The following is a 12,359-nucleotide window of genomic DNA, read 5'->3' as shown; positions in this document are numbered from 1 at the left end:
CCGCCACCATACCGGACAGACGACAATGCCCACCTGGAAACAGGTGGGCATTTTTCGTGCATCACGTCGGGTCGGTGTGCAATTTGGCCATTTTGTGGGCTGCGGTTTTGAGCGGGCTGAGGAAGGCCTTGATGTCATCCAGGGTGCGGCGCTGGACGGGGGCGTGGGCCGACAGGGTGGCCAGCAATCGGTTCTGACCGTCCAGGATCGGCACCGCGATTGCCGCCATGCCGTTCATGAATTCTTCATCGTCGGTAGAATAACCTTGGGCGCGGGTCCGTGCGAGTTCGTCGATCAGCGCGTCGGGGTCGGTGATGGTGCGACCGGTCTGACGTTCCAGTGGCCGGGCCGACAGCACGCCGCGCAGCGTGGCCGGGCGCAGGGTGGACAGGTACATCTTGCCGCTGGCGGTACAATGAAACGGCACCTGGGTGCCGATGGGCAATTGGATGCGCAGGGGCCATTTGGTTTCGACCCGGTCCAGATAGGTCATGCCTTCGCGGTCGGGCGTGGCCAGATTGCAGGTTTCGCCGATTTCTTCGGCGACGGCCTTGAGAATGGCGAGCCGTGCGGTGCGCAGATGTTCGGAGGACATCGTATGTACCGCGAGCGCCCGCAGCCGTGGCCCCGGCCCATAGGACCGCCCGTCCAGGTCGCGTTGCAGGAACCCTTCGGCCTCGGCGGTTTGCAGCAGCCGGTGGATGGTCGGCTTGGGCAATCCCATGGTGCCGATCAGCTGACCGGGTTTGACGGCGGTGCCCAGGCGGGCGACCTCTTCGAGGAGCAGCAGAAGACGCAGATTGGTGGGAATCTGCGCCTCTTTTTCCGGGCTCGCATTGTCCAGGGTCGGGTCGGGCATCGCATCACGTTCATCTGTTGGGCAACAGGATCAACGCGAGCTCCGGCACCAGCGATACCAGCACCCAAACGCCGATCAAGGCTGCAAGGTAGGGCACTGTATAGCGCAGCAGACGGAAGTAGGGAACGCCCGTCACACCCGATGCGACATAGAGGTTGAGACCATAGGGCGGCGTGATGAAGCCGATCGACGCACCAACCAGGAAGATCACCGAAAAATGGATCGGATCAATCCCGACCGAGGCCGCAATCGGGGCCAGGATCGGAGCCAGGATAATGGTGACAGGCAGGCTTTCCAGGACCATGCCGGAAAAGAACACGATCACCATCGAAGTAAACAAGACCGCATGATAGCCGCCCATCGAGGTGACGAAATCGCCGATGGTCTGTTGTGCTCCCAGCAGTGACAGGATCTGCTGCATGACCACCGAAATCGCAATCAGCGGTGCCAGGATACCGCTGATCTGGGCGGAACGCACCACGATCGACGGGATCTGAAACGGGGTGAACCCTTCGACGACGAACATCTCGGCGTAGCTTTTGTCCGAAACGGGTTTGTCCGGGTTCGATCCCATCATCCGGTTCAGCGGATAGCTGACCAGCCCCGCGATCACGCAGAACCCGACGGTCACCCCGGCGGCCTCGGTAGGTGAGAATTTACCTGTATAGATGCCCCACAGCACCAGCCCGATTGCAAAGAATCCCAGCCAGGCCCCAAAGGCTGTCTTTAGCACCCGGTTCAGCTGGAGCGGGATCAGGTAGCCCCAACCGTTGATGCGGCAGATGATCCAGCAGGCCAGTTGCATGCCGATCACCATCAGCGCGCCGGGCAGAATGCCGGCCACGAACAGATCCGAAATTGGCAGGTTCATCAGGAACCCGTAAACGATAAAGATGATTGACGGTGGAATGATGATGCCCACGGTGCCACCCGCTGCGGCCGTGGCAGCGGAAAATCGTTCGTCATATCCGCCCTTGACCATTTCGGGGTGCAACATCGAGCCGATGGTGGCTGTCGTGGCGGAATTCGACCCCGAAATGGCGGCAAACAACCCACACGCTCCCAGCGCAGCCATGGCAAGCCCACCGCGCAGCCAACCCAGACAGGAATAGGCGAAATCGGATAATCGTCGGGCGATGCCGGATTGATTGATCAGGTCGCCGGTCAGGATGAACAGGGGCATGGCCAACAGGGCGAACCCCTTGTTGAACACATTGAGCAGCTCGGCCCCCATATTGTCCAACGTCAGTCCCAGCACAAACGAACAGCCGATCACCCAATAGGCGATGACCAACAGCACCGGCACCCCCAGCATGAACAACATGGTGACCCCGAGAGAGATCAGCGTAACCCAGGTTCCATCGGTCATCATACATCTCCCCCGATCACGGCTTGTTTGATCAGCGGGTCGCCGCTGCGAAAATTGGCGATGTCTTCGAACAGGTTCTCAAATACCCGCGCGGCCATCAGCAAAAAGGACATTGGCGCGGTGATCAGGAACCACCACTGCATCACGTTGTCAGTGCCCAGAACGATCTGAAAGTTTGAGGCCGACAATGCCGTCATACGGGCCGTCGTGACCAGCACGATGACCGAAAAGATGAACCACAGCACCGCGTCCAGCGTCAAACAGGCCATCTGTCCACCGCGCGGCATAATGGTTCGAAATTCGGCAAAGCTGAGATGCGTGCGCAACCGCACGTTAAACGCTGCGCCAAACCATGCCATGATCATGAACAGCAAGGGTGGAATGGTTGTGGACCATGGTTGTTGATTGGAAAATATGAACCGGTCGATCACACCCCAAAAGATGATGAACGCAATCGCCAGATAGCTATAGACCATGATGGTGCGTTCCAGATGTCGGTCCAGCCAGGGCACCAACCTATAGATCCACATGACGGCCAGCCCGCCCAGAGCGGTCGCTACGGCACCGAACACCCAGGCTCCGTTAGATTTGAGTGCGTTGCGGATTTCCCAGCTGTCCTGGGACGCAAAGGCGCTGAAAATGTCGCTGATCTCGGACCAGAGTGCCATTGGATCCTCCCCCTCCTGTGCGCCGGGTGTGCCCGGTCTTGGTAAATGCAAACAAGCCGGCGCATGATACCACGCGCCGACCCGAAAAATTGCCTGTCAGATCAGGCTTTCCACCACCGGCGTGGCTCGACGTTTTCAGGCTTCATGTCTGCGGGGACTTGGCGGGCGATGTCATAGATCTCCTGATAGGTGTCGATGCCACCGGCCCAATTGTTCAGACGATCCCGCCACTGTTCCCACAATTGCGGTTGGAACTCGGGCGAACACATTTCTTCGGCCATCTTGATCTGGTCGTCGGCCAGGAAGGCGTTGCGGACGTTGTTTTCCGCAAAAATGGTGCCGGGCATCTGTGGATCGGAATGACCGACGGTCTTGACCAGCGCCGCTTCGTTGGCGGCCTGCACGTGGGTCTGGGCCCAATAGGCGCTCTCCATCACCGCGTCCTGCAGATACCCTTCGAGGCTGTCGAACACGCTCGCGCTCATCGAGGTATGTTCCGTGCCACAGAAGAATTTCAGATCGACGGATTGGCTGACCACAGGGGACATATTGGCATAGGCCACAGCCGAGGCCCAGGTTTCCGCACCATCAATCAGACCCTGTTTCAGACCATCCAGGGTTTCCTCCCATGCGACGGGAACCGGGTTCAGGTTCAATGCCTGCATGGCGATGCGGCCCAGCTGTGTGCCGGTGACGCGGTTTTTGGTGCCGAACAATTGTTCCAGCTTGGTCACAGTCGGTTTGTCCTGCCATCCCAGGCCCAGCTGAATGCCGCGCAGTTCGCAATGGCTGAACAGGAATTTCAGCCCGTGACGTTTTTCCAGCGGGTCACGGAGGATACGCTGGGATTCGGGGCTGTAGAGGAAATGATACTGCGAGGCGCGGCCCGGGAACATATAGGCATAGTCCAGCACGTTCAGATAGGGCGCACCACCGGCCGAATTCTGGGTCGATGCCGCATAGATGTCGACGATACCCTGCTGGGTTTTCTCGACGCAGGATGTCTGGCCGCAGATCTGGTTGTTGCCGATGAATTCAATCCGGATCTCGCCATCAGTGCGGCTTTCCAGATCACGGGCGAATTCCAGCGCACCCGCGCGTTCGATCAACAGGTTCTGCGCGTTAAAGCCTGATGCACCAAACTTGAGCGTGTGCTTCGCCGGTTTGGAATAGCGCTTTTCATAGGTCGATTCAGCTGCCGCCGCGAGATTGGCCAGCGACATCGCCCCGCCAAATCCACCAGCTGCCAGCAAGGTCGAGCTCATCCCGAACCGACCTGCCACACGAAACAGATCACGACGCGAGATGCCTCGCAGGTTTCCACCAACACTCATCCAAATTTCCTCCCGTTTGATGATTATTGAGACTTGTTGTCTCATTAATAGTGTCATATTGAAGTGTGACGCAAGGAGTTTTTGAACGCCTCGCGACTTGAGCCCGGGGAGGAACACCGTATGTCACCGAAACAAGCCGATTTTCTGATCGTAGGCGCTGGGTCTGCCGGCTGTGTTCTGGCCAACAGGCTGAGCAAAGATCCTGCGAATCGGGTGATTCTGCTTGAGGCGGGAGGGCGGGACGTGAATCCGTGGATCCATGTGCCGGTGGGCTATTTCAAAACGCTGCACAATCCCAACACGGACTGGTGTTACAAGACCGAACCAGATCCGGGGTTGGGCGACAGGTCGCTGGATTGGCCGCGGGGCAAGACACTGGGCGGGTCCAGTTCGATCAACGGGTTGCTTTATGTGCGCGGCCAGAAGGAAGATTATGATCGCTGGGCCCAACGCGGCAATCGCGGCTGGAGCTATGACGACGTGCTGCCCCTGTTCAAACGGTCCGAGGCCCATGAAAACGGAGCTGATGACTATCACGGGGGAGACGGCGGTCTGTCGGTCTCGCTGATCCGGGCCAAAAGCGATATTTCCGAGGCCTTTATCAACGCCGCTGTGGAAATGGGTGTGCCGCGCAATGAAGACTATAATGGCGTCGATCAGGAAGGGGTCGGATATTTTCACCAGACCGCCCGCGGCGGTTTCCGCTGCTCCAGCGCGCGTGCCTTTTTAAACCCGGCCAAGAAACGACCCAACCTTGAAGTTGTGACCCATGCGCATACCGAACAGCTGATTTTCGACCGGAATGACTCGCGCCGCGTGATCGGGGTGCGGTATTCGCGCAAGGGCGAGGTGTATGATGTGCTGTTGAACCCAGGTGGCGAAGTCATCCTGTCGGCAGGGGCCATCGGGTCGCCGCAGATCCTTGAGCTGTCTGGAATTGGGCGGGGTGACGTCTTGCAAAAGGCGGGGGTACAGGTGCGCCACGAATTGCCCGGCGTGGGGGAATGTTTGCAGGATCACCTGCAGATCCGGCTGGTCTATGAGGTGAATGCCCAGACCCTGAATGATGCCATCAACCGGTTCGTTCCCCGCATGGGGATCGGGTTGAACTATGTGCTGTTCCGCAAGGGCCCGATGAGCCTGGGTGCCAGCCAGGTCTGTATCTTTGCCAAATCCATGCAAGGGCTGGCCACGCCGGATATCCAGTTCCATTTCCAGCCGCTCAGCGCCGACAAGCCGGGGATTGAAATGCATCCGTTTTCCGGCATCACCTCGTCGGTGTGCCAATTGCGCCCCGAAAGCCGGGGCCACATCCACATCGCGACACCCTATGCGTCGGACTATCCCAAAATCGTGCCGAATTACCTGTCCGCAACGGCGGACCAACTGTGTGCCGTCCGGGCCGTCAAATTCGCCCGCGCCATGACCAGAACCCAGGCGCTCAGCCCCTATGTCCTGCGCGAACATGTTCCCGCCAACAATCCGCAATCGGACGCAGAATTGCTGCAATGTGCCCGCGATATCAGCCAGACCATCTATCACCCCACCAGCACCTGCCGGATGGGGCATGATGATCAGGCGGTGGTCGATGACCGGCTGCGGGTGCGAGGTATCGCCGGATTGCGGATTGCGGATGCGTCGATCATGCCGGACATCGTGTCGGGCAACACCAATGCGCCCACCATCATGATCGGGGAAAAGGCCAGCGACATGATCCTGGAGGACCGCAAGGTCTCTGTCTGAGCCGATTTATTTTGGGTGCAATTGCGCTTTCGTGGTGCAGGTTGACGGAAATAGAGCACTGGCTGACGGTGCCGATGTTGCAGGTGCCCAGAGGTTGCGATACCATAACTGTGATCACAGATTGCGAGCCATGACAGGTGCCTGACATCGGAATGTCGACCACGGTATTGCCAGGTCAGCACCAAGTCAGGACCAGGTCAGGGAACTCGGGTATGGATCAGATGAAACATGCGGGGGCCGCGCACCGATACCCCCCGGGGTCGCGACACAGCCAAATTGCGCGGGACCAATAAAGGATGACCTTGATGCAGACCATTTCGTCCGGCCCGATGTCCGGGCTTATCGAATTTACGCAAAAGAACGGGCAGGGGTTTCTGGTGTCTGCCGTCATCGCAGCGGCGGCCCAGTTCCTTTCGGAACATTACGGTGCCCCGGCAATGCTGATGGCGCTGTTGTTGGGCATCGCCTTTCACTTTCTTGCCGAAGAGGGTGTGTGCAAACCCGGCATCGAATTCACCGCCCGCACGGTGTTGCGGTTCGGGGTGGCGTTATTGGGCGCGCGGATTTCAGTTGAACTGATGGTTGGATTGGGCCCCAAGCTGATTGCCGTTGTGGTCATCGGCGTGATTGTGACCATCCTGTTTGGCCTGTTGGGCGCGCGGGTGCTGGGTCGGGGGTGGCGCTTTGGATTGTTGACGGGCGGATCGGTTGCAATCTGTGGAGCTTCGGCAGCTATGGCGATTTCGGCTGTATTGCCCAAAAACGAACATTCCGAACGCAATCTGATCTTCACCGTGCTTTCGGTCACGGTGCTGTCGACACTGGCGATGATCCTTTATCCGATCCTGACCGAATTTTTCGCCTTTAACGATGAAGTTTCGGGCGTCTTTCTGGGGGGCACAATCCACGATGTGGCCCAGGTGGTCGGTGCCGGGTTCTCGGTGTCGAATGAAACTGGTGAAGTTGCCACTTTGGTCAAACTGATCCGCGTTGCAATGCTGGCCCCTGTGGTGTTGGTGATTTCGATCATGGTGCGTCGTCACGCTGATGACACTGCACAGGGGGGAGTTCGCCCGCCGATCCTGCCCATGTTCGTCATCGGGTTCCTGATCTTTGCGACGCTGAACTCAATGGGGTTGATCCCGGCCGTGGTTGTTGACTGGATGTCCAGCCTCAGCCGTTGGGCGCTGTTGATTTCGATCGCCGCTGTGGGAATGAAAACTTCGCTCAAACGAATTCTGGACGTAGGCGGACAGGCAATTGGTCTGATCGTGGCCGAAACGGTGTTTATCGCCGTGTTTGTTCTGATTGGTGTCGCCATATTCGGGCACCACTGAACCGGGGGCGGCATCCAGGCAGACGGCTCTGTCTGTCGGCGGTGGTATCTTGGCCCGCTGCGGGATTTCGCGTAAGCCACAGGATGGGCCCGTGTTTCAGTCGGAGTCCGGGACCGGATTGGAGCGGGCAGGATGAACGATGTGGACCATGGCCGCCGGGCCAATCTGATCGGCAGTCTGTGGATGGTTGCGGCCATGGCCGGATTTGCCATCGAGGATGTTTTTCTCAAGGTTGCAGCACAGACTCTGTCGATCAGCCAGATCCTGATGATGTTCGGGGCCGGAGGGGCGGCTGTCTTTGCTCTTTGGGCACGCGCGACTGGTGACGCGTTGGTGTCGCGGGCGGTGATGTCACGCCCCATGCGTATCCGGGTCGTGTTCGAAATACTGGGGCGGCTGTTTTATGTTCTGGCCATTGCGCTGACCCCATTGTCTGCTGCGACCGTAATCTTGCAGGCGACACCGATCGTCGTGGTGGCCGGGGCTGCGTTGTTCCTTGGAGAGCGGGTGGGGTGGCGCCGATGGGCTGCCATTCTCGTCGGCCTGTTAGGGGTTATCGTCATCATCCAGCCCGGTGCCGACAGCTTTTCAATCCTGTCGCTTTTAGCGGTGCTGGGGATGTTCGGGTTTGCCGGTCGTGATCTGGCCAGCCGCGCCGCGCCTGCTTCGCTGGGGACGCCGGTTCTGGGCGTATACGGATTTCTTGCCGTCATTGTCGCGGGGGCGTTGTTTTCGCTGTGGGAGGCCCGCCCGTTGGTTCTGCCTGACGCGGGTACATGGGGGATCATGGCCGGGGCCGTGATCGCCGGAGTTGCGGCCTATAGCGCCCTGATGAAGGCGATGCGTACGGGCGATGTGTCTGCCGTCACGCCGTTTCGCTATACCCGGTTGCTGTTCGGGATTGGCTGTGGCGTGGTGCTGTTCGGCGAAACCCTGTCCGTTGCCATGTTGATCGGCTGTGGCCTGATCGTTGTGTCGGGGCTCTTTATCCTCTGGCGCAGCAATTCGGGGCACAGGGCTGCCTGACTTTGCTCTGGGGGCGGCCGGGTCACATTTCGGCCTGCGCCAGAAGCCAGGTGCAGATCGCGCTGACTTCTGCCTCGCGCGGGTCGGATTTGCGGCGCACCAGATGATAAGCCCGGTTTTCGCTCAGCACGGCATCGAACAATTGAACCAACGTGCCATTTTCCAATTCCGCGTTGATCAGCGGCACCCATCCCATGACCACGCCCTGACCGGCAATGGCCGCCTGCAACACCACATTTGTGTCTTCGATGACCGGACCGTGCAGGGTCGGAGGCGTGACATTCGCGCCCATGAACCACGCGTTCCACCCCAGTGTGTCCCGTTGGTGGATCAACGGATAGCGGAACAGATCTGACGGACGATCAGGACGTCCCAGTCGGGCCAGCAACCCGGGGCTGGCCACGGGGGCCGACAGAACATTGACCAATGGTTCGGCAATCATTCCGGGAAAACTCCCATCCCCCCAGGTGATAAAGATATCTGCGTCGACGTTCTGCGGTGATACCAGCAGCGGGGTCTGCACCAGTTCCAGCTCGACCGCGGGGAATTGGTCACAGAATTCGGCGAACCGGGGCAACAGCCAACGGGTGGCGAAACTGGGCCCCAATGCAATGCGGATTTTGGGCTTTTGACGCGGGCGGTTCAGCACCGATTCCACGCTGGCCTCCAACACCCGAAACGCGGTGGTGGCCCCATGTGCCAGACGCTCGCCCTCGTCCGTCAGGTGGACCTGGCGGGTGCCGCGCGTGAACAGCTGAACGTCCAGCCGCGCCTCGAGCCCGCGCACATGGTGGCTGATCGCCGTGGGCGATACGCCCAACGCTTCGGCCGCGGCCTGAAAGCTGCCCAACCGGGCGGCTGCCTCGAACGCCCGCAGCGCCGGGAGGGAAGGAAGATTTGTCATGTCGGCACTATAGATGAGATTGACTCACCAATAGCAAGAGAAACATGTTTTTGCTTGGGGCTGCCCGGTTGCGTACCCCTATGGCAACCGAAACAGACGTTGAGAGTTTGACATGGCTGGCAGATCAGGTCGCAGAGGCAGAGAAGCCCGCATTGAAAGCAACGCGAACCCGGGCAACGAAAAGCCTCCGGTTTGGGGCGGTCTGACGGGGGGGGCGTTTCGTCCGCTGAGCGATGATAATCTGGCTGAGGTGAATGAAGCAGTGCTGATGCTGCTCGAAACCCTGGGATTGTCGCAGGCGACCCCGTCGATGATCGAAAAGGTCTGTGCCCATGGCGGCACGTATACGGATGACAAACGTCTACTGTTCCCCCGTGATCTGGTTCTGAAAACCGTGGCCGAGGCGCGCCGGGATGTGGTGCTGTACGGTCAGGACCGCAAACATGATCTGGATCTGTCAGGCGCACGGGTTCACATGAGCTCGGGCGGGGGGGCGCCGGGGGTATTTGACATCGACGATGGCCATTATCGCGATGGATCGCTCAAGGATCTGTATGACGCGGCGCGGATTTGCGACGCGATGGAGAACATCCACCATTTCAGCCGCTCGATCGTGGCGCGCGACGTCGAGAATGTCGCGGACATGGATTTGAACACGGCCTATGCCTGTTTGATGGGCACCTCCAAACATGTATCGGTGTCGGTATCTGAGCCCGAGAACCTCCAGCAGCTGGCCGATCTGTGCTATACGCTCGCCGGATCCGAAGACGCGTTCCGGGCCCGTCCCTTTCTGACCGTCATGGTCTGTCACGTGGTGCCACCGATGCGGTTTGCCGAAGAGGCGCTGGACACGCTAGAGGCGGCCATTCTGGCGGGCTTTCCGGTTCAGTTGATTTCGGCGGGACAGGCCGGGGCCACCAGCCCCGCGACCATCGCCGGGTCGCTGGTTCAGGCCGTGGCCGAAACCCTGGCCGGTTTGGTCTTTGCCCGTCTGATCGATCCGAATGTGGCGGCGTTGTTTGGCCCCAAGCCGCTGGTTGCGGATCTGCGCACCGGATCTATGTGTGCGGGCGGTGGTGAACAGGCCATCCTGATGGCCGGCGCGGCACAGATGGGGCGTTATTACAATCTGCCCACCACGTCGATTGCCGGGATTTCCGACTCCAAGACGCTCGATGCCCAATATGGCAGCGAAAAGAACCTCGCCGTGTCATCCGCAGCTCATGCGGGGTCAAATCTGATCACCCAATCCTGCGGCATGCAGGCCAGCCTGTTGGGGGTCTCGCTCGAGGCCTATGTGGTCGACAATGACATGCTGGGCAACATTCTGCGCACCGTGCGTGGGATCGAAGTCAACGCCGAGAACATCGGGGCCGAGGTCATCGCCGATGTCTGCCGGGGCGAGGGGCATTATCTGGGGCATCGTCACACGTTCAGCCGGATGAAATCGGATTATTTCTATCCGCATCTGGGCGACCGGCGCACGCCGCGTGAATGGGAAGAAGACGGATCGCGCCCGATTGGCGATACAGCCCGCGACAAAGCGCGGGAATTGCTGGCCAGTCATTTCCCGGCGCATATCTCGAATGAAAAAGACGCCGAATTGCGGGATCGGTTCAACATCTGTCTCAGCTTTGCACAAATCGGTCGCGGTTGATGACTGCGCATCCGCTCTTTCCCACTGATTTGGATCGACTGCCGCATCACCTGATCGATGGGGCGGGCCACAGCGGTGCCGGGCAGCCCCGCGCGCTGATCGATCCGGCGACGGGAGAGAGCTATCTGTCGGTTGTTGACGCTGACCCCACGCAGGTGGGGCAGGCCGTGGCGAGCGCCAAGGGAGCATTACGCGGCTGGGCCGACACCGCACCGGGTGCGCGCGCACAGGTGCTGTTTCGCCTCGCCGATCTGATCGCGGGACAGGCCGACCGGCTGGCCGCGGTCGAGTCGGCGAACGTGGGCAAACCCCTGTCTCAGGCGCGCCGCGACGTGATCCGGGCCGTGGCGTATTTCCGGTTCTACGCCGGATGCTGTGACAAGCTGAACGGTGACAGCATTCCCCTGGGACCGGATCAGACAGCATTGACCGTGTTGGAACCGGTGGGTGTGACCGCCCACATCTTGCCGTGGAACTACCCGATCTCAACCCTTGCACGTGGTGCGGCCCCGGCGTTGGCGGTGGGGGCCACGATTGTGGCAAAACCGTCCGAGCTGACGCCGTTGTCTGCCATCATGGTTGCGCAACTGGCGCTGGAGGCCGGGGTGCCGCCGGGGGTGTTCAATGTGGTCTGTGGTGCGGGCGACGTGGGCGCGGCGCTGGCTGGGCATGCTGACATTGCCCATGTGACCTTTACCGGATCGACCGCGACGGGCCGCCGGGTGATGCAGGCGGCCTCGGCTCCTGTGGCTGGTGTGACGCTGGAGCTGGGCGGGAAATCCCCGGTGGTGGTGCTGGCCGATGCCGATCTGGGTGCCGCCGCGGATGGCGTGGTGCGCGGGATCTTCTTTAACGCCGGGCAGGTCTGTGCCGCCGGTGCCCGGCTGATCTGTCACCGTGATGTGCATGAGGCGCTGATCGAACGGGTGGTTGAAAGGGCCGAGGCGCTGACATTTGGCCATCCCCTGGACGACCCGGATCTGGGGCCGCTGGTGTCTGCCAGCCAGATCGCGCGAGTCGACGGCTTTGTGGATCGCGCACGTACCGCAGGTTTGCGTTGTGTGACTGGCGGCCATCGGGTTCGCCCCGACGCCTTGCCAAACGGGCTGTTCTATGCCCCGACCATTTTCACGGATGTCCCTGCTGACAGCGAGATCGCCCGCGACGAAGTGTTCGGCCCGGTGCTGGTCACCCAGATCTGCGAAGATGCCGATCACGCCCTGACGCTCGCCAATGGTTCAGACTTTGGTCTGGTCGCTGGGATCTATACCGCCGACGCCTCCCGCGCCCTGCAAATTGCCCGCCGGGTCGAGGCCGGACAGGTGTTTGTCAACGGCTTCCTGCAAGGCGGCGATACCGTGCCGTTTGGCGGGATGAAGCACAGCGGCATCGGCCGGGAAAAGGGGTTGGCGGGGCTCGCCGCCTATTGCGCCACGAAATCCATCGTTTTGAACCACTGAGA

10 protein-coding genes are annotated in these 12,359 nt (G+C 60.3%); 5 read left to right on the top strand and 5 right to left on the bottom strand.

The genetic code is table 11. From position 1 onward, the window contains the following. Positions 1-61: 61 nt before the first annotated feature. The 4 genes from QEZ52_RS16280 to QEZ52_RS16265 all read right to left on the bottom strand — a co-directional run bounded on the left by QEZ52_RS16280 (position 62) and on the right by QEZ52_RS16265 (position 4,230). Positions 62-859, bottom strand: coding sequence for an IclR family transcriptional regulator (locus tag QEZ52_RS16280; protein WP_343211951.1), 798 nt, complete (start codon positions 857-859; stop codon positions 62-64). Positions 860-869: 10 nt separating this feature from the next. Next, on the bottom strand, positions 870-2,228 hold the full coding sequence (locus QEZ52_RS16275; RefSeq protein WP_406650533.1) for a TRAP transporter large permease: 1,359 nt from the start codon (positions 2,226-2,228) through the stop codon (positions 870-872). Then, positions 2,228-2,896 carry a TRAP transporter small permease gene (locus QEZ52_RS16270; protein WP_406645512.1) on the bottom strand — a complete coding sequence of 223 codons (669 nt, stop codon included), beginning with the start codon at positions 2,894-2,896 and terminating at the stop codon, positions 2,228-2,230. Before QEZ52_RS16270 ends, QEZ52_RS16275 begins: the two co-directional genes overlap by 1 nt. Positions 2,897-2,997: 101 nt before the next feature. Beyond that, entirely contained in the window at positions 2,998-4,230 is a 1,233-nt protein-coding gene (locus QEZ52_RS16265) for a TRAP transporter substrate-binding protein (RefSeq protein WP_406645510.1), read from the bottom strand. Positions 4,231-4,350: 120 nt separating this feature from the next. Here QEZ52_RS16265 and QEZ52_RS16260 point away from each other — a divergent pair, with 120 nt between their 5' ends. From QEZ52_RS16260 to QEZ52_RS16250, 3 genes are all read left to right on the top strand, one after another. After that, positions 4,351-5,973 (top strand): GMC family oxidoreductase, encoded by a 1,623-nt coding sequence (locus QEZ52_RS16260; RefSeq protein WP_406645509.1) that lies wholly within the window; start codon positions 4,351-4,353, stop codon positions 5,971-5,973. A 329-nt stretch (positions 5,974-6,302) separates the two neighbouring features. Further along, positions 6,303-7,310 carry a YeiH family protein gene (locus tag QEZ52_RS16255; RefSeq protein ID WP_406650531.1) on the top strand — a complete coding sequence of 336 codons (1,008 nt, stop codon included), beginning with the start codon at positions 6,303-6,305 and terminating at the stop codon, positions 7,308-7,310. 132 nt (positions 7,311-7,442) lie between these two features. Continuing rightward, on the top strand, positions 7,443-8,336 hold the full coding sequence (locus QEZ52_RS16250) for a DMT family transporter (protein ID WP_406645508.1): 894 nt from the start codon (positions 7,443-7,445) through the stop codon (positions 8,334-8,336). Between the two features lie 22 nt (positions 8,337-8,358). On the opposite strand, the gene QEZ52_RS16245 is transcribed toward QEZ52_RS16250, so the two are convergent. Further along, entirely contained in the window at positions 8,359-9,240 is an 882-nt protein-coding gene (locus tag QEZ52_RS16245; RefSeq protein ID WP_406645507.1) for a LysR substrate-binding domain-containing protein, read from the bottom strand. A gap of 112 nt (positions 9,241-9,352) precedes the next feature. On the opposite strand from QEZ52_RS16245, the gene QEZ52_RS16240 reads away from it, so the two are divergent. Further along, entirely contained in the window at positions 9,353-10,897 is a 1,545-nt protein-coding gene (locus QEZ52_RS16240; protein WP_406645506.1) for a trimethylamine methyltransferase family protein, read from the top strand. After that, entirely contained in the window at positions 10,897-12,357 is a 1,461-nt protein-coding gene (locus QEZ52_RS16235; RefSeq protein WP_406645505.1) for an aldehyde dehydrogenase family protein, read from the top strand. Before QEZ52_RS16240 ends, QEZ52_RS16235 begins: the two co-directional genes overlap by 1 nt. Positions 12,358-12,359: the final 2 nt, after the last annotated feature.

This window comes from Aliisedimentitalea scapharcae, assembly GCF_045277565.1.
Taxonomy (GTDB): domain Bacteria; phylum Pseudomonadota; class Alphaproteobacteria; order Rhodobacterales; family Rhodobacteraceae; genus Aliisedimentitalea; species Aliisedimentitalea scapharcae.
The sequence above is the reverse complement of the archived record's forward strand: the minus strand, read 5'-3'. Positions and strand labels throughout refer to the sequence as shown.